15 protein-coding genes and 1 pseudogene are annotated in these 18,466 nt (G+C 61.0%); 11 read left to right on the top strand and 5 right to left on the bottom strand.

Annotation, left to right across the window (positions count from 1 at the left end; genetic code table 11):
* Positions 1–194 precede the first annotated feature (194 nt).
* The 4 genes and pseudogenes from ABH944_RS41465 (at position 195) to ABH944_RS41450 (ending at position 4,743) form a co-directional block, all read left to right on the top strand.
* Positions 195–839, top strand: coding sequence for a TetR/AcrR family transcriptional regulator (locus ABH944_RS41465; RefSeq protein ID WP_404614701.1), 645 nt, complete (start codon positions 195–197; stop codon positions 837–839).
* Between the two features lie 287 nt (positions 840–1,126).
* A pseudogene (locus tag ABH944_RS41460) lies at positions 1,127–1,534 on the top strand (AMP-binding enzyme); the annotation flags it as partial.
* 84 nt (positions 1,535–1,618) lie between these two features.
* Positions 1,619–3,040, top strand: coding sequence for a coniferyl aldehyde dehydrogenase (locus ABH944_RS41455; protein ID WP_404614699.1), 1,422 nt, complete (start codon positions 1,619–1,621; stop codon positions 3,038–3,040).
* 50 nt (positions 3,041–3,090) lie between these two features.
* Positions 3,091–4,743 (top strand): GMC family oxidoreductase, encoded by a 1,653-nt coding sequence (locus ABH944_RS41450; RefSeq protein ID WP_404614697.1) that lies wholly within the window; start codon positions 3,091–3,093, stop codon positions 4,741–4,743.
* 22 nt (positions 4,744–4,765) lie between these two features.
* Here ABH944_RS41450 and ABH944_RS41445 read toward each other — a convergent pair whose 3' ends face one another.
* From ABH944_RS41445 to ABH944_RS41430, 4 genes are read right to left on the bottom strand one after another with little or no spacing between them, the layout of a single operon-like run.
* Complete coding sequence (locus ABH944_RS41445; protein WP_404614695.1) at positions 4,766–5,419, bottom strand: TetR/AcrR family transcriptional regulator; 654 nt, start codon at positions 5,417–5,419, stop codon at positions 4,766–4,768.
* Between the two features lie 13 nt (positions 5,420–5,432).
* A complete protein-coding gene (locus ABH944_RS41440; RefSeq protein ID WP_404614707.1) occupies positions 5,433–6,392 on the bottom strand; it encodes an alpha/beta fold hydrolase in 960 nt (319 codons plus the stop codon).
* 24 nt (positions 6,393–6,416) lie between these two features.
* A complete protein-coding gene (locus ABH944_RS41435; protein ID WP_404614693.1) occupies positions 6,417–7,961 on the bottom strand; it encodes a flavin-containing monooxygenase in 1,545 nt (514 codons plus the stop codon).
* A complete protein-coding gene (locus ABH944_RS41430; RefSeq protein WP_404614691.1) occupies positions 7,958–8,107 on the bottom strand; it encodes a hypothetical protein in 150 nt (49 codons plus the stop codon). Before ABH944_RS41430 ends, ABH944_RS41435 begins: the two co-directional genes overlap by 4 nt.
* A 204-nt stretch (positions 8,108–8,311) precedes the next feature.
* Between ABH944_RS41430 and ABH944_RS41425 the strand changes: the two genes are divergently transcribed.
* From ABH944_RS41425 to ABH944_RS41415, 3 genes are all read left to right on the top strand, one after another.
* Positions 8,312–9,358 (top strand): AraC family transcriptional regulator, encoded by a 1,047-nt coding sequence (locus ABH944_RS41425; protein ID WP_404614689.1) that lies wholly within the window; start codon positions 8,312–8,314, stop codon positions 9,356–9,358.
* Positions 9,359–9,670: 312 nt separating this feature from the next.
* The gene (locus ABH944_RS41420; protein WP_404614687.1) at positions 9,671–10,861 is read left to right on the top strand and encodes a pyridoxal-phosphate-dependent aminotransferase family protein; all 1,191 of its coding nucleotides are present in this window, start codon (positions 9,671–9,673) and stop codon (positions 10,859–10,861) included.
* Between the two features lie 188 nt (positions 10,862–11,049).
* Positions 11,050–11,316, top strand: coding sequence for a hypothetical protein (locus ABH944_RS41415; protein WP_404614685.1), 267 nt, complete (start codon positions 11,050–11,052; stop codon positions 11,314–11,316).
* 97 nt (positions 11,317–11,413) lie between these two features.
* On the opposite strand, the gene ABH944_RS41410 is transcribed toward ABH944_RS41415, so the two are convergent.
* Positions 11,414–12,355 carry a GlxA family transcriptional regulator gene (locus ABH944_RS41410; RefSeq protein ID WP_404614683.1) on the bottom strand — a complete coding sequence of 314 codons (942 nt, stop codon included), beginning with the start codon at positions 12,353–12,355 and terminating at the stop codon, positions 11,414–11,416.
* 146 nt (positions 12,356–12,501) lie between these two features.
* Here ABH944_RS41410 and ABH944_RS41405 point away from each other — a divergent pair, with 146 nt between their 5' ends.
* The 4 genes from ABH944_RS41405 (at position 12,502) to ABH944_RS41390 (ending at position 18,342) form a co-directional block, all read left to right on the top strand.
* Positions 12,502–13,317 (top strand): SDR family NAD(P)-dependent oxidoreductase, encoded by an 816-nt coding sequence (locus ABH944_RS41405; protein ID WP_404614681.1) that lies wholly within the window; start codon positions 12,502–12,504, stop codon positions 13,315–13,317.
* 427 nt (positions 13,318–13,744) lie between these two features.
* Positions 13,745–15,895, top strand: a complete 2,151-nt coding sequence (locus tag ABH944_RS41400; RefSeq protein ID WP_404614679.1) for a tetratricopeptide repeat protein — start codon at positions 13,745–13,747, stop codon at positions 15,893–15,895.
* Between the two features lie 176 nt (positions 15,896–16,071).
* Positions 16,072–16,731, top strand: a complete 660-nt coding sequence (locus tag ABH944_RS41395) for a glutathione S-transferase family protein (protein ID WP_404614677.1) — start codon at positions 16,072–16,074, stop codon at positions 16,729–16,731.
* Between the two features lie 207 nt (positions 16,732–16,938).
* The gene (locus tag ABH944_RS41390) at positions 16,939–18,342 is read left to right on the top strand and encodes a methyl-accepting chemotaxis protein (protein WP_404614675.1); all 1,404 of its coding nucleotides are present in this window, start codon (positions 16,939–16,941) and stop codon (positions 18,340–18,342) included.
* Positions 18,343–18,466: the final 124 nt, after the last annotated feature.

The following is an 18,466-nucleotide window of genomic DNA, read 5'->3' as shown; positions in this document are numbered from 1 at the left end:
GAAGGCGGCCCTAAACCGCTTCACTATCCAGTTCGAAGACCGGATGTCGCCGCGTTAAACGAAAACCCGTTTACACAAAATCCGGGACACCCTCGGCCCGGCTCGTTTGGGTGAACTCATGAAGCCTGCCGGCCGCGCATGGTTGATCGCTGCAGATTGCACCCCAACGATCTCCTGCTGGAGAGAACTCAACAATGGCAACCGATGTGAAGACCAACTCCGCCTCACCCGATCCCGACCATGTGCCTCGCAGCCGCCTGAGCGGCGCTGAACGGCGCGAACGCTTTCTCGACATGGCGGCGGAAATCATTGTCGAGAGCGGGGTGTCGGCGGTGAGCATGGAATCCGTGGCGGCGCGCTCCAATGTCGACAAGCGGCTGGGTTATCGATACTTCACGAACCGCGACGACCTCATAGGCGCGCTCGTTGAACGTGAGTTCGAGGTCATGAGGCAACGCGTTCATCAAGAGCTTCCCGCGATCACGAGCTTCGAGGAACGCTTGCGAGTCAATACGCGCTTATGGCTCGCGACTATCGCCGAGCGCGGGCCGTTGCTGCGCCGCTTGCTTTACTGCGAGGGACCGCATGAGCACTACGCGAGCACGATTCTCAACGCCGCGGTTGCCGACTGGGCCGCGATGATCGTCACTGAGACCGGCCTCGACGCGACGCTCGCGGAGATAGTGACCCGCATGCTGCTCGCCGCCATGTCCGGCGCTGTCGATGTCATGCAGACGGGCGTCAAACCCCTCGACGAAGTCGCTGATCTTTATTCCACGATCGCGCTGGCCGGCATGCGAGCGGTCGCTCAACGTGACGGCGGCGGTCCACGCGGATAGAACTGCGCGTCGCCAATTCACGAACGGACGAGGGGTACACACAGTGGCCGAGACAATGCGTCCCATCGCATTGGACGCTCTGACCGCGGCAACGCAGTGAAGGCCCACGCTCATGGGGAGATACCCCTAGACCACGGATTTTGGCCCGAATACTAAAGCAAGTGTCCCGTTACGCCATTGGTGTATGACCGTCCCGACGACACCATGTAGCCGGATGAGCTGCCACTCAGGGCGGCCGGAGGAAAGCAATGCTGGGAAACATGCAGGACCACGAGAATCTGGACGACGGCTGGTTTCGCACCGGTGACATTGCGACCATCGACGCAGACGGTTTCCTGCAGATCACGGATCGGGCCAAGGACGTCATCAAGTCAGGCGGCGAATGGATCAGTTCGATTGACATAGAGAACGTCGCCATGGCGCATCCGGGCGTGGCAATGGCTGCATGTATTGGGGTACCCCATCCGAAGTGGGACGAGCGCCCGTTGCTTGTGGTTGTTCCAAAGTCAAACGTCGTGCTGAGCACGGGTGAAATGCTGGCTTTCTTCGAGGGGTGCGTGGCGAAGTGGCAGGTTCCGGATGATGTGGTCTTTGTCGATGCGTTTCCGATCGGCGCCACAGGGAAAGTGGTCAAGCATCAGTTACGCGAGCAGTTCAAAGGGCACCACGGGCGTCCTCAACCGGCAACTGCCTGATCAATACCAAGCCGATACCAAGTTGATACCAAGCCGATATCAAGCGGGGTAAGCTGGCGTCAATCCAAATACAGGAAACAGTCCATGCAGGTCAGCCCGCCTTCTTTCCTGGAAGAACGCTTCGAAGCGCAACGCCAGGCATTCGCGGCGGAATCGAATCCGCTGCTGCACGTTCGCATGGACCGGCTGAACCGGCTGCTTGCGTTGACGGAGAATCATGAAAGCGACTTCGTGCGCGCGATCGACGCCGACTTCGGCGGCCGGTCCGCTCATGAAACGCGGATCGCCGAGTTGTTCGTCGTGCGTGCGGGAATCCGCCACGCACGCAAACACCTGAAGCACTGGATGAGTCTGCAGCGGGTCGCGACCAGCCTGCACTTCCGGCCAGGCTTCAACCGTCTGCTTCGGCAGCCCCTTGGTGTGATCGGGATCGTATCGCCGTGGAACTATCCGATTCAACTATCGTTGGGTCCGGCGCTGGCGGCCCTTGCCGCGGGCAACCGGGTGCTTCTCAAGCCCTCCGAACTGACTCCCCGTTTCTCCGAGTTGCTGGACCATCTGGTCGGCGCTTCGTTTGCGCTGGATGAACTGAGCGTAGTGAACGGCGGCGTGGACGTGGGGGAGGCATTTACCCGCCTGCCGTTCGATCACCTGTTTTTTACCGGATCGACCCACGTCGGCGGGCAGGTCGCGCAGGCCGCGGCAGCAAACCTTACGCCGGTGACGCTCGAACTCGGCGGGAAATCGCCCGCAATATTCGATGCCTCCTGCGACATCCCTGCCGCCGTGGCGAGCATTGCCTACGGCAAGTTCCTGAACGCCGGCCAGACCTGCATTGCTCCGGACTATCTTCTCGTGCCGGCGGGTCTGGCTGACAGCGTTGCCGATCAACTCAAGGCGGCTATTACGCGCCTCTATCCCACGCTGATCTCCAACCCGGACTATACGGCGATCATCAGCACGAGGCATCGCGAGCGGCTGCTTGCGTTACTGCAGGAAGCACGCGATGGCGGTGCGCGCATTGTCGAAGTGAACCCGGGTCGCGAACACTTTGACGAGACCACGCGCAAATTTCCGCCAACGCTGGTGGTCGGCGCGGCCGCGAACTCGCGTCTGATGCGCGAGGAAATCTTTGGACCGCTGCTGCCCATTATCGAATACGACGGGTTGGATCAAGCCATTGCCAGGGTGAACCGGGGCGACCGGCCGCTCGCTCTGTACTGGTTCGGCCGGAGCACGGTCAATCGCGACCGGGTGCTGAACGAAACGGTGTCGGGCGGTGTCACGATCAACGACTGCCTGTGGCATCTGGCGCAGGAAGCGCAGCCTTTCGGCGGCGTTGGCCCGAGCGGCATGGGTGCTTACCACGGCGAATGGGGCTTTCGTACCTTCAGCAAGGAGAAACCTGTTTTCTACCAGACGCGCCTGAACGGCACCCGTCTTTTCCATCCCCCTTACGGCAAGACCTTCGACCTGATGTTGCGGCTGATCAAACGTATTACGTGAACAAAACGCCGGCGGCATGGCGCACGCCGACTACCTGGCAGGAGACCGGAATGAGCGACGTTTTCGATTTCGTTGTGATCGGCGCAGGCTCGGCTGGGTGTGTCGTCGCGGGGCGGCTGACTGAGGACCCCGCAGTCACGGTCTGCGTTCTTGAAGCGGGCGGGAGCGGGGGTAGCGCACTGGTGAACATCCCGGCCGCCGCCGTCGTCATGTTGCCGACCCGGATCAATAACTGGGCATTCGAAACCGTTCCGCAGGCGGGCCTTGGCGGACGCAAGGGCTACCAGCCGCGTGGCAAGGCGTTGGGTGGATCGTCCGCCATCAACGCGATGGTCTATGTGCGGGGGCATCGTTCGGACTACGATCATTGGGCGTCGCTGGGTAATGAAGGATGGACGTATGAAGACGTGCTCCCGTACTTCCTGCGCAGCGAGCACAACGAGCGGATCACAGACGAATGGCATGGCCGCGATGGACCGCTTTGGGTCAGCGACCTGCGTACCGATAATCCGTTCCATGCAAGGTATCTCGAGGCCGCGCGCCAGACTGGCTTACCCGTCACTGACGACTTCAACGGCGCCGAGCAGGAAGGCGTCGGGATCTATCAGGTTACGCAAAAGAATGGCGAGCGATGGAGCGCCGCACGCGCCTATTTGTTGCCGCATATGACGACGCGCAAGAACCTCTCGGTCGAGACTCATGCTCACGTACAACGGATCATTTTCGAGGGCTCACGCGCTGTCGGCGTTGAGGTATCGCTGGGAGGCCAGACCCGCGTTATCCGAGCTCGCCGCGAGGTGATCGTGGCGGCGGGCGCGTTGCAGACGCCGCAACTGCTGATGCTATCCGGCGTGGGTGATGCGCAGGAGCTCGGCCGGCTCGGGATTCCGGTCGTCCGGCATTTGCCGGGTGTGGGCAAGAACCTGCAGGATCATCCTGACTTCATCTTCGGCTTCCGGACTCGTAGCCTCGACACGCTGGGCATCTCGTTGCGCGGTAGCGCGCGTTTGCTGCGGGAAATCCTGCGCTTTCGCCGTTCGCGCCGTGGGGCGCTGACGTCCAACTACGCCGAAGGCGGCGCGTTCCTCAAGACACGACCGGACCTGGCAACGCCCGACGTCCAGCTTCATTTTGTTGTGGCGTTGGCGGATAACCACGCACGTACGTTGCACCTGGGCCATGGATTTTCATGCCATGTATGTCTGCTGCGGCCGCGAAGCCGCGGGGAGGTGACACTCCAGAGCAGGGACTCTCGAGATCCACCCCGCATCGACCCGGCGTTCTTCAACGACCCTCGCGATCTCGACGACATGGTGGCGGGATTCAAGCTCACGCGCCGGCTGATGCAAGCACCGGCTCTTGCTGAATGGGTCACGAAGGACTTGTTTACCGCGAACGTGAACACGGATGATGAGATTCGCGATGCGTTGAAACGGCGCACCGACACCGTTTATCACCCGGTCGGCACTTGCCGGATGGGGCAGGACGCTCATGCGGTAGTGGATTCGCAACTACGCGTGCGAGGTCTGGAGGGGCTGCGTATTGTCGATGCGTCGGTGATGCCGACGTTGATTGGCGGTAACACGAATGCGCCGACCATCATGATTGCTGAAAAGGCAGTCGATATGATCAGGGGTGCAGGAGGTGTGTATCCGCAGTCCGTGGACACGCTCGATCGCGACCCTGCTCACGCGCGGGCGTGAATATCCTGAGCCCAACGACCCATCACTCGCCGGCGGGGTGCACCGGTGCAGACCGTTCAATGACCTGCATGCTACGTCCGAACACCACGCGCGAGAAGAAGTGCGCCAGAACGGATTCAGCCAGTTCCCCGCTCACGGCTTGCGGGTTGAGCGAATAGAAGAACTGCACGCCGTTGCATAACGCCATCAACCCGAGCGCAAGTGTTTCCGCCGGCAAGGGCGTGCCTGCACGCGCTGAAAATTCGCGGATATTTAAAGTTAACTGCTCGAGCTTCTCGCGCAGGAAAGCATTGAAGATCACGCGGAAGTGCGTGTCGCGCGACGCCAGCAGTTGCGCTTCGACCCACAGTAGGAAGTTTTTGTTGTCGCGGTACAAGTGGCTGTAAAAAAGCAGCGCGCGGTCTTCCAGGCCTTCACGCGTGGTTTTCCCTTGCATGATCTCGTGCAGGCCGGCCTGCATGGCAAGGTGATCGCGTTTGACAAGCGAAATGAGCAGTTCCTGTTTGCTGTGAAAATTCGAATAGAACGCGCCACGCGTATAACCTGCGGCCAATACGATTTCTTCAACGCTCCCCGCGACGAAGCCGTTTTTCGTGAAGATGATTTGAGAGGCGTCGAGCAAACGTTGGCGCGTTTGTTCGCGGGCTTGCTCGCGGGTGAGACGTTCGCGGTTCATGTCGTCATCGCGACTATTGAGCGATCGGGGACGCCGGTGTCGTCAGCGGTTCACCGGCTATCTCCCGGAGCCACTCCATGGTCACTGCCGGCGCTGTAACCGGCAGCATATGGCCGCCGTCGACCAGTCGCAAATTTGTTCTATCCAGCTTTGCCTTGAGCGCTTCGCCATGACTCCGCCAGTCCAGGATCCTGTCTTCGCGTCCGTAGAGCACGTCCACAGGCAGGCGCAAACTTGCATACCGGGTTTCCATGGCCGGGAGTTCGTCGGCGATTGCCATCAGGTCGGACGACGCCGCATAGAAACTGCGTGGCCTCAAGCCAAGCAACCCGCCCCCTTTCATGGCGAAATCCTTGGGGACGCTATCGGGACCGAACACGATGTCCATGATGGAGCGGCTTCCCTTGATAGCGAACGGAATGGCCACCGTGACCGCGACGATCCGCCGGACCAGCGGGGACCGGATCAGCAGCCCGCCGAAGGCGTGACCAGCTTCGACCAGGTGAGTGAGCGGGGCGATCAACGCCAGCCGGCTGACGCTGTCCGGATGATTGAGGCCGACTGCCAGCGCAATGGCGCCGCCCAGTGAATGTCCGACCAGGACCGGCTGGTTCAGTCCCATGGCGTCAATGAACATTGCCACGGTTCGGGCCTGTGCCGGGATGCTGGCGGACGAGCTTGCGCCTCGCGTTGAATGTCCCGAGCCTGGGCGGTCGATGAGGATCACCCTATGCGTCTGCGCCAGCTCGTTCAAGTGCAGGTACGCGAAGTTGCGCAACTGCCCGCTCAAGCCGTGGACGAAGACAACAGGCGGCCCATTCCCGTATTCGACGTAATGAATACGGTCCGCGCCAATGTTGATGAAGCGGCCCTGCGGAGGCAGCGCCTGTTCGACGCGGTGTGCAATGTACAGCGAAAAAATGACGAGGCCCGCGATCACGATGACGCCAACGGCGATGATGGACAGGAAGATCAGCGTCACGTATTTACCTTGTTTTTATGCGTGCTCTTGCGCTTCGCGCTTGAGCGTGGCTGTGGTCGGGGGGCGTCGTTCGAATTGCATGACACCGTCGCTCAAGGCGCCGAACCTGAGCGACGCAAGATCGAGCAGGTAGTTCTGACGATACTTCCATGGCTTGTGAAGTCCTTGCCTGGGCAGGATGCCCGACGCTCTCTGGATGTAGCCCGAGCTCAGGTCGACCGCGGGCAGCGAACCCACCTCGTTGTCCCTCAGTCGCGGCACACAAACATCGTAATGATTTGCCTTCATGTGATTGACGAGCCGGCACACATACTGCGCGATCAACTCCGCCTTAAGGGTCCACGAAGCATTCGTATAGCCGAACGATGACGCGAGATTCGGCACATCGCTATACATCATGCCCTTGTACGATACCGTATCTCCGAGGGATATCCGGCGTCCGTCAACGGAGATCACCGATCCGCCCAGCATCTTGAGTTTCAATCCGGTAGCGGTAACGACGAGGTCGGCGTCGAGATGCTGGCCACTTCGCAGCCGCACACCGGTCTCGGTGAAGCGTTCGATTTCGTCGGTCGCAATCGATGCCCGGCCGGCGCGCACCGCCTTGAACAGGTCTCCGTTCGGCACGAGACACAGGCGCTGGTCCCACGGCTTGTATCGGGGTGTCATGTGTTTGTCGACATCGAACTCGGGGCCCAGCTGCTTGCCCGCCGCCCTGATGAGCAACTGTCTGGTCTCCTCCGGCTTGCGTCGTGCGCGGTTGTACAGGTACATCGTCAGCAGCACATTCTTGCTGCGGATAAGCCTGTGCGCGAGCGTTGACGGCAACCATTTGCGCAGCGTGTTGGCGAATTTGTCACGCGCCGGCAGCGAGAAAATGTAAGTGGGCGAGCGTTGCAGCATGGTCACGTGCCGCGCCGTGTCCGCCATTGCCGGCACCAGGGTGACCGCCGTGGCGCCGCTGCCGATCACAACAACGCGCTTGTCCGCATAGGTCAGGTCGGCAGGCCAATGCTGCGGATGGACTATGCGGCCCTTAAACGCTTCCATGCCGGGCCAGCGCGGCGCGTGACCTTCGTCGTAGTCGTAATAACCGCTGCACATGTAGAGGAACTTGCAGGTGTAACGCGTCTCTATTTCGACATTGCCCTCCGTACGCTTGACCTGCACCGCCCAGCACGCGGCCTGCGAATCCCAGTTCGCGCCGGTCACCTTGTGATTGAACTTGATGATCTTGTCGATGCCGGATGTTTGGGCGGTGTCCCGGATGTAGTCGAGGATCGTCTGGCCGCCGGATATCGACTTGTCGCTATGCCACGGGCGAAAGCTGTAGCCGAGCGTGAACATGTCGGAGTCGGAGCGCACGCCGGGATAGCGGAACAGGTCCCACGTGCCGCCCATTGTGGAGCGGCTTTCAAGCATGGCGAACCGGGCGGAGGGGCAGCGCTCGCGCAAGTGATGCGCTGCGGCCACGCCCGACAAACCGGCGCCCACGATGAGCACGTCATAGTCGACATCGCGATGTGACGAGGGCGAAGACGAGTGAGTAGCCGGCATCATGCAATGTCCTTGGGCGTTGAATAAGCGGCCTGGGCAGGGCGGGCCGAATGCGGTTTCATTGGACCACGTTCCTGCATCTTGCGATGAAACCACAGCAGATAGATCTGGCCGGTGATTGCGGCGACTTTCCCTTCAAAGCTTTTCATCAACATGTTCCTTGCCACCCACCCGTAAGCATTTTCAATAGCGAAATCCTGCGTGCCGTGTGTGGGCGTGCAGGTTCTCCGGCTGCGCTGAATGCCGGTCCAGTTGAAATGCATGGTGCGGTTGCAGCGGGAATACACCAATGGTGCAACGGGACAGGTGTTTTAGTATTTGGGCCAAATTTCTCTTTTTAAGGGTTTCTCCTGATGAGTTTCTGGGACTTCAGACGTGGCCCTGCACGCACCCGGCTACTGGTCGACTACGCTCGCTCGAAGGGCTTTTCGCCCGCCACGCTGCTTGAGGGAAGCGGCCTTGCGCTTACGCAACTCGATGATCCCAATGCCGAACTATTGGCCGCGCAGGAGCTTCGCGTTATCAGCAACCTCTTGAAGCTGACGGGTGCACCGGATCAACTCGGCATTGAACTGGGGCTTCGGCATAGCTTCTCCGCTTACGGCGTGTGGGGCTACGGCCTGATCAGCAGCGCGACCATGCGAGATGCGCTGACGCTCGCGCTTCGTTTCATTCCGCTCACCTTCGCGTTCACGTTGATCTCGTACCATGAGGAAGGCAATCTGGGTGTGCTGACATTTGGCGAGCCGGACCTGGATCGCGACCTGACGCGGTTCCTTGTGGAAGGCGATATGGCGGGAGCGGCGGTCCTGCTCGCCGAAGTTGCCGGCCCGGATTTCAGGATCGAGCGGCTGACTTTCAGGGCGGAGCCGAACCGGACGAATCCCCGGCGTGGCAAGACTCGCAGTGTGTTCGGAGCGACCCCGTATTACGGGGCGAAGATGAACAGTTTGTCGTTCGATCTGGCGTACCTGGACCGGCGGCTGCCGCAAGCCAATCCGATCACCGCGACCATGTGCGAGCAGATGTGTGCGGAGCTTATAGAGCGCCGGCGAGCACGGTCGGGGACATCGACGATCGTCCGGCAATACCTCAGCGTGCCGGGCAGTTCATTGCCCGATCTGGCTGCGATGGCCAGGATCGTCAATGTGAGTGAACGCACCTTGAAGCGCCGCCTCAAGGAGGAGGGCACGTCATTCAGGACGCTGCTGATGGAGTCTCGCCGCGCAGTGGCGGAAGAACTGCTGAAGGACCGGCAACTCAGCATGGCGGAGATTGCGTTCCGCCTCGGCTTTAGCGATTCCTCGACATTTTCCCAAGCCTTCAAACGCTGGCATGGCGTGGCGCCCAATGTTTATCGGAAAGCGGTTCGGAGTGCTGTTCCGGTTCCGCCTTCTTGAAATCAGCGGCCGGGTTGATTTAAATCTAATGTGTATTCCTGATCAAAGACCGGAATAGACAGGTCAATTATCGAACAAGGAAAAGACACCACGCCCTTGCAGTTTGTTCCGCCGTCGAGAATTTCTCATCCTTGAATTCGCCGGCTAAGCGAATCGAAAGTGCATGCCTTTGCGCAGCCCTGTAGAATCTTTTGACCAACAATGAGCCAGGGGTGCAATGAAATTGACTGACAACCACATTCAAGCGCACTCAATCCCTATCTCTATCTCTATCTCTATCTGTAACCATCCGCCCTTTCGAAACCTTATCGCATGAACGACTCCATACGTCTACCCGGTCATCGCTTCCTGCATTCGCCGGGCCCCAGCCGCGTGCCGGATGAAGTCCTGCACGCAATGAGCCGTCAGCCGATGGACCTGGCTGACCCGCGCCTGGACCGCTGCATTGCCGCGTGTGAAGCGGGCCTCAAGCGAGTGCTGCAGACGGAGCAGGCCGACGTCTTTCTTTATGCCTCGAACGGACATGGCGCGTGGGAGGCCGTCATCGCCAACGTGGTTGCTCCTGGTCAGGCCGTGCTGGTGGCCGGCACGGGTCACTTCTCGGAATCGTGGGCCGTGCAGACCGAGGCAATGGGCGGCCGTGTGATTCGTACCCCCTGGGTCCAGGGCCGACCTATCGATCCGGCGGACGTGGAAGCCGTGCTGCGCGAGGATGTGAAACGCGAGATCGTCGCGGTCTTTATCGTTCACACGGACACCGCCAGCGGCATCACCAATGATCTACCCGCCATGCGGGCGGCGATGGACCGGGCCGATCACCCGGCGCTACTCGTGGTCGACGTGGTGGCATCGCTCGCAGCCGCGCCGTTCGCCATGGATGCAACGCGCGTCAACGTAGTCCTCGGCGCCAGCCAGAAGGCGTTGATGGTGCCGCCGGGACTCGCGTTCGTCGCGGTGGACGCAACGGCAATGGAAGTCTCGCGCCGCAATTCCACACCGCGTTTCTACTGGGATTGGGAGCGGCGCAAAAGTCCGCTGTCGTACCGCAAGTTTTGCGGCACGCCGCCGCAAAGCCTGATCGCCGGGCTGGAGGCGTCGTTGGGGCTGATCTTCCGCGAAGGCCTGGCCGAGGTGCTGGAACGCCATCGGCGCTTGGCCGAAGCGGTGCAAGCCGCGGTGCAATGCTGGAGCGAGGGTGGCGCGTTGCGCTTTTTCTGCGAGGTGCCGGCGGCGCGTTCGGTGTCGGTGACGACGATCGAGGTGAGCGAGGGTATCGATCCGGAAGCAATCCGCAGCGTTGCACGCGAGCGCTTCGAAGTTGCTATTGCCGGTGGCCTCGGACCACTCGCGGGCCGTGCATTCCGTATCGGGCATCTCGGCGACATCAACCCCGCAATGATCCTTGGATGCCTCGGGGGCGTCGAAGCCGCCATGACCGTGCAGGGTGTTCCGTTCGGACGCGGCGGGGTTGAGCGCGCGATCGCACGGCTGGCGTTGGACTGAAGACGCGGGCACGCAGGTCTTCTTCGGGTTGATCGGGATACGGCTATCGCTGGTTGCCGGCCCGCAGAAGACCATTGCTTCGGACTCGGGAGTACGCCTTGAAAAAGAATGAATCCAAGTGTGTTCTTCCGAACCGCCGGGAGCGCGCCGCGTTGCTATAAAACGAGGGCACACTCGGGGAGAACACCATGACAGAAGAACAAGCGCGCGGCATTCTTGCCGCGAAAACGGCTGCTCGTGAATATATGCTTCGACGGCTTGTTGAAGACAGGACCTGGGAGTTACGGACCAGTCCCGTCATGACCGCCACCATTGTCCGTCATAGTTTTGACGGCCTTGCCGGACTAACCAATGCTCAATTGGCCCAGGCAGCCCAGGACGCGGGAATTTCAGATAGTGACCAGCAAGCCATGAGCATGACGACCGTACTCACACAGCTGGCGCCGGCGGTATAACTTCAGCCGCAGGCACGGTCATTCTTGTTGATTCAACGGCCGTGTCTGCATGCTTCTTAACGCGTCTTCAACGCGGGCATGATCCACCGGCCGCTGATCAAACCAGCTGCGATTCCGTCATTCGCCGCATGGCTTGCGGCGACTGTCCAAACGCACGCAGGAACGCGCGCCGCATCCGTTCACGATCGCCGAAACCACTCTCGCGTGCGACGACATCGACTGAATGCCGTCCTGCTTCCATCATCAGGCGAGCGGCTTCCACACGCAGATTTTCTATGGCCCGGGCGGGCGACTGTCCTGTCTCGCCGGTAAAGATCCGGCTGAACTGGCGCGGGCTGAGGTGGGCAACTTCTGCCAGCTCTTCAACCGACAGTTTTGCGGTCAGGTTCGACTTTGCATAGGTCAGCGCGGTCTGCACCCGATCCGATTTCGCGTCGAGTTCGAGCAGCGCGGAGTACTGCGACTGGCCACCGGCGCGCCGATGATAGACCACCAGTTTTTTAGCCACGAGCCGCGCTATATCCGTGCCCAGGTCTTTCTCGACAAGCGCCAGTGCAAGGTCGATCGCGGCACTCGCGCCGGCGGACGTCCAGATCGGTCCATCGACGATAAAAATCCGGTCCTCCTCTATCTTGACCTTTGGATACGCCCGCTGAAGCGCCCGGGCATAGAACCAGTGCGTGGTAGCGCGGCGGCCGTCCAGCAGCCCCGCCTCGGCCAGCACAAACGCGCCTGTGCAGGTCGCGGCAATGCGTTGCGATGTCTTCAGCGCGTCGCGCAGAAATGCAGCCACGCCGGCGGAGTGCGGCGTGCCCGTGTTGTCGCCGGTGACGATCAGCGTGTGGAATTCGCTGCCCTTGAAACTGGCGGTCGCAATGCCGAAGCCTGACGAGGAACGCACCGCGCCGCCGTGTTCCGACAACAACTGCACCGCGTAGGCGGGTTGCGCGGCAGTTGAATTGGCAAATTCGAAAACGGTCGAGACCGCCAGCCCCAGCACCTGAAAGTCGGGATAAACAATGATTCCGATCGTTCTCACATGGCCTCCTGCACGCCGGGAAAGGAGTTCCGGCCGATGTCCTAAAAAGTTGTATCTATGTCATTGAGGACATGATCGCACACTTCTAGTATTCCGTTCACACACCGGCGCCTCTGCCGGAACACTTGAAAAACTGGAGAACGGAAATGAGCAATGTAGCGAACAAAGGCACGGCCGTCGTGACGGGTGCATCAAGCGGCATTGGCGCGGACTACGCGAAGCGGCTCGCCGAACGCGGTTATGACGTCATCCTGGTGGCACGCAATCGCGACCGCCTCAACGCACTCGCAAGCATGCTGACCACGTCCACCGGACGGAATTTCGAGGTGGTCGTCGCGGACCTGGGCACGCCCGAGGGCGTACGAAAGGTCGAAGACGTGCTGCGCAACGATTCCAGCATCACGATGCTCGTGAACAATGCCGGCGTGGGCGCGACTGCCCCGCTCGTGGACTCGGACATCGACAAGATGGACGCGATGATCACGCTTAATGTCGTCGCGCTCACGCATTTGACGAAGGCGGTCGTACCCGGTTTTGTCGCGCGTGGCGGTGGAACGATCGTGAACATTTCGTCGATTGTCGCGGTGTCGCCCGAGACGCTGAACGGCGTGTATGGCGGCAGCAAGGCGTATGTGCTCGCGTTCAGCCAGTCGCTGCACCATGAACTGGGAGCCAAGGGCGTGCGGGTCCAGGCCGTGTTGCCGGGCGCAACCAGCACGGAGTTCTGGGACATCGCGGGCACGCCGGTGAGCTATCTGCCGGAAGGTATCGTGATGACGTCGCAAAACATGGTGGACGCAGCGCTCGCCGGCCTCGACCAGGGCGAGCTGGTCACGATTCCCTCCTTGCCGGAAGCGGCTGACTGGAATGCGTTCGAGGCAGCTCGCCATGCGTTGGTGCCTAACCTTTCACATCGGCTTCCGGCGGCGCGTTATGGCGTGACGAGCGGGACGCAGCGCTAAGCGAGTGTAGTGAGCGGCCCAATGCCGGCGCAGTCCCTTCATCCGTGCTTAAAGGGAACGCGTCGGTATTGGGCCGAGTTTAAAAATCCTTAAGCGTATTTGTAAGCTTTGACTAGCCGGGCTGATTCCTGATTACGGCAGTTGCGTTTCATCAAGGCCTTTCCGCTTTCCATCGCGGACCAGGCATCATTGCGCCAGCTCCCTAAGACTGTCCAAGCGCACCTTGGCGTCTCCATCCTCCGAATAGCGTGCAGCAATGCGCTCATTTCCAGCCGTCACGCCGATAGCAACTATCGTAACCTTCGTGATGAGCGTTTCCCCCTTTTCGTCGGGCGTTTGAACCACGGCTCATCGATTCCATGCCGCGTGGAGCGAGGTGATCGCACCCTGACCAGAAACCGCTGACCCTGGCTTCGAATACCTATCCATGACCTCTGTCCCCACGCACGCGCCTTCCATTTCGGACTGGCATCAGTCGGCAGCTTCGCTATGTCTGGCCGGGCAGTACGCGCAAGCGTTGTCGATAGTCAGGCCGATGCTCGAACCGCATGCGGTCTTGACGGGAAGCGCGCTGGCGGAGGCCTTGAATTTGGCGGCGGTCTGCTCGCTAGGCCTGGGCCAACTGGAAGACGCGCAAGCGTATTGGCGGCAGGCGATTGAGATCCGGCCCGATTTCGTCGATGCCTACAACAATCTCGGCATGCTGTTGAAGGGACTCGGCTGCCTGCCGGAGGCCGAGTCCCTCTACCGGCAACTGCTGAGCATCCGCCCGGACCTTGCAGAGGCCAGCAACAACCTGGGCACCGTGCTCTACGACCTTGGACGTCTGCATGACGCCGAGGCGGCGTACCGGTATGCGCTTGCGCTTCGCGCGAATTACACACAGGCCCACTACAACCTCGGCATCGTGCTCTATGACCTGCGTCGTCTGGACGAAGCGGAAAGCGCCTACAGGCAGGCGCTGCTGCTGTCTCCCGATTCAGGGGCTTACAACAACCTGGGCAACGTGCTGAAGGAGCTTGGCCGCCTGCCGGAAGCCGAGGCGGCGTACCGGCAGGCGCTGGTCCTCAAGCCTCAATACGCCGAGGCGCTGAACAATCTCGCGAACGTGCTCAAGGAGCTGGGGCGTCTCCCCGAAGCGGAGCTTGCTTGCCGGATGGCACTGTCTATCCGCCCTGATTACGCTGAAGCTCACCTTAACCTGGGTGCCTTGATGGGAGCGCTCGACCGCCTTCCCGAAGCCGAGGCGTCTTACCGGCAGGCGCTCGCTTTCCGCTCCGACTATGCGGAAGCTCATTACAACCTGGGCATCGTCCTGCACACACTCTGCCGGCTGCCCGAGGCGGAGATTGCCTACCGGCAAGCGCTGTTGATCAGTCCGGAGATTGTCGAAGCCCATAACAACCTGGGCAACGTGCTCTGGGCGCTGCGTCGCTCGCGTGAGGCCGTTGTGTCTTACCGGCAGGCGCTGGCCCTGCGCCCCGAGCTCGCCGAGGGTCATCACAACCTTGGCAACGTCCTGAAGGAACTCGGCTACCTGAGCGATGCCGAGGCCGCTTTCCGGCGAGCACTCGCGATTCGCGCCGGCTATCACGACGCGAAAGTCAGCCTTGCAACCTTGCTGCTCAGCATGGGCGAATTCGAAGAGGGATGGCAGTTTTACGATTCCCGTTATGACCAGCCACAATTTATCCATCATCAGACGCAGTCCTTGCTGCCTTGCCCCCGGTGGCGGGGTGAAGCGCTGGCGGGCAAGTCGCTGCTGGTCTGGCAAGAAGACGGCCTTGGCGACATGATCCAGTTCGGCCGCTACTTCCCCCTGCTCAAGGCGCAGGGCGCGGTGCATATTGCGTTTGCCTGCGCGCCTGCGCTGCATCGGCTATTCGCGGCTGTAGAGGGCGTCGATGCGGTCCTCGACCACGAGACCGCGCTGGTCCGGGCGCCCAGGTACGATTACTGGACGAGCCCGATGAGCGCGCCGCTGCATCTGCGCACGACCATGGATGCGGTTCCCGGTGCGATCCGTCTGACACCCGACTCCTTGCTCGTCGATTACTGGCGTATGCGGCTGGCGGCGCTTCCGTCCAGCCCGAAGATCGGGCTGGTCTGGAAAGGTAATCCAAAGCATCACAACGACGCAAACCGGTCGCTGCCGTCGCTGGCGACACTTGCACCTCTATGGAGCGTACCGGGTGTCAGCTTCGTGAGCCTGCAAAAGGGGCAGGGAGAAGAAGAGGGCCAGTCGCCGCCGGCGGGTCAACCGCTGCTGCACCTCGGGACGGACCTGAACGATTTCGCCGATACCGCTGCGGTTATCGGCGAGCTCGATCTGGTGATTTGCGTCGATACCTCCGCGGCACACATTGCCGGGTCGCTGGGCACGCCGTGCTGGGTGTTGCTGCCACGGGAAGATATTGACTGGCGCTGGATGCGCGAGCGTGAAGATTCACCGTGGTATCCACATACGCTGCGCCTGTTCCGGCAAACCGCCGACGAGAACTGGTCCACGGCTGTCGAGCGGGTGCGGCGTGCCTGTATCGCGGCGTTTTCAAGCCGGAGTCATTCGCCGGCAGGATGAAGCGGACACCTCCCGCTTCCGAAACGGTTTTGTAAAGAAAACCGCTCACCGTGGCAGAGTTCTTGCAAAGCTTGAGGAGGGATGTCGATTGCCGGCTGCGCCGTTCGTCGTTAGGGAAAGCAGCCATCCCGGCGCCGCTATCAGGCAATATGCCTTTCTCAACCCGAGGTGATCCGATGACATTGAAACTCTACGCCCATCCTTTTTCGTCGTACTGCCAGAAGGTCCTGGTCGCGCTGTACGAGAACGGCATCCCATTCGAATGGCGCGCGTTGTCGCATGAAAACCCGCAGGTGATGGAGGAACTGACGGCGCTCTGGCCCATGAAACGCTTCCCCGTGCTCGTGGATGCGGGCCGTACCGTCATGGAGGCGAGCATCATCATCGAGCACCTCGGGCTGTATCATCCGGGCCCCGTGCGGCTGCTGCCTGAAGATGCCCGCAGCGCAATCGAAGTGCGCCTCATGGACCGTTTCTTCGACAACTACATCTCGACCCCGCAGCAGAAGATCGTGGGCGACAGCTTGCGGCCGCAAACGGAACGGGACCCGCGAGGTGTTGCCGACGCACGCGCTATGCTCGACACCGCCTACGGCTGGCTCGATAACGTCATGGCCGACCGTGAATGGGCCGCGGGCGATCACTTCAGCCTGGCCGACTGCGGCGCCGCGCCGTTCCTGTTTTATGCGGACTGGACGCATCGCATTGAAGCGTCGTTCCCGCACGTGATTGCGTACCGGCAACGACTGCTGGCGCGTCCGTCATTCGCGCGGGCGGTGGACGAGGCGCGTCCGTACCGGCCGCTGTTTCCGTTGGGAGCACCCGATCGGGATTGAGTCACGGGGGCCGAGGGCTGCCTCGGCAGCGTGCCCGTTTCAGCGGGATAGGGCAAACCCGATGTATCGCATCCATTCCCTTCGTTCCCTTTAGTTTTCCCTGCAACCGGACGTTATACCGGAGGACGTCACGCGGAATTCGCGGACCCGGCATGTCGAGAAGCCGCCGGGGAATTCCACGCAAATTAAAATACCGGGGGACAAGGGATGACGGGTTTCGGATTCGGGCAACGCGGGCGCACGCTGACGGCGGTCGCGAAGATCGCCGAGCATGCGGGCAAGCTGGGCATCGAGATCTGCGATGTCTCGGGACACGTGGAGGAAGTGGCGGCCCGCGCGACGCGCCAGACGGATTTGTGCCACGCTTTGCAGCACTCCGCGATGTCGACCATGGAAGGCAACCAGCGGATTGCCGCGGCGGCGCGTCAGATGCGTGTTGTCGCTGACCAGGCAGCGTCCGATGTCAGCCAGTCCCAGGAGACCGTCAGGGTGTCGCTGGCGGAGATTCATAACCTGGTGGACAGCGTTTCGGTGATGGCGGCCGAGATCGAGACCTTGCGAGAGTCATTGAGCGATGTCAGCAAGATCTCCGAAGAAATTTCGGTCATCGCACGCCAGACCAATTTGCTGGCCTTGAATGCCGCGATAGAAGCGGCCCGCGCGGGGGAATCCGGCAAGAGCTTTGCCGTGGTCGCCGCGGAAGTCAAGGCGCTGTCCGCCAAGACCGCCCAGGCCACGTCGGAGATAGGGACGACACTCACCAGGTTGTCGGGTCAGGCCGACCTGCTGATGGCCGAAGGTTCCGCCAGTGCCGTACGCGCGCAGCGAGTCAAGGAGGGGACGCATGCGATCGGCGAGGTTGTGTCGGCGACGGGGAAAGCGATCACCGAGCTGAGTGTTGAAGCCGAGCAGATCGCTTTGCAGACTGAAACGATCGACCAGCAATGCAGTGGGCTCGCCTCACAGGTGTCCGAGATGGTCACGGGAGTCGAGCAGTCAAGCGGCAGTTTCACGAAGGCACGCGACCAGTTGAGCAAGCTGCTAGGCGTGTCCGAAACCTTGATCGAGCTGACGGCGGAAGCGGGCATAGACACGCCTGATACGCCGTTCATAGAGGCGGTCATGACGGCCGCGCAAAAGATCGGCCGGGCATTCGAGCACGCCATATCGCGCGGCGAGATCTCGGCGGTTGATCTTTTCGATCATGCCTATCACCCGATTGCCGGCACCAATCCGGAGCAATTTACTACCCGCTATATCCAGCTTGCCGACCGCATCCTGCCGGAAATCCAGGAACCCTTGCTGGCGCTGGACAAGCGCGTGGTGTTCTGTGCCGCCGTCGACACCAAAGGCTACTTGCCCACGCACAACAAGAAGTTCTCGCAATCGCAAGGGTCCGATCCTGCCTGGAACGCCGCTCATTCGCGTAACCGGCGCATCTTCAACGACCGGACCGGCCTGGCTTCAGGGTCTCACACCAAGCCGTTTTTGCTGCAGACGTATCGGCGTGATATGGGCGCCGGGGAATATGCGCTGATGAAAGACGTGTCCGCGCCGATCATGGTTGAAGGTCGCCATTGGGGCGGATTGCGACTTGCTTATAGCGTTTGACAGGCAATTGATTGATCGGCGCGCATTGCTCTTCGGGGCGTTCATCAACCTGCTTACCCGTACAAAGCGCTGCGCGAAAGTGCGCTATCAACTCACCGGAATGTATAGACCCGATGACCCTCGC

Source organism: Caballeronia udeis (genome assembly GCF_044909315.1).
In the GTDB taxonomy this organism is placed as follows: Bacteria; Pseudomonadota; Gammaproteobacteria; order Burkholderiales; family Burkholderiaceae; genus Caballeronia; species Caballeronia udeis_A.
Note: the sequence above shows the minus strand (reverse complement) of the source record. Positions and strands in the feature narration are given on the sequence as shown.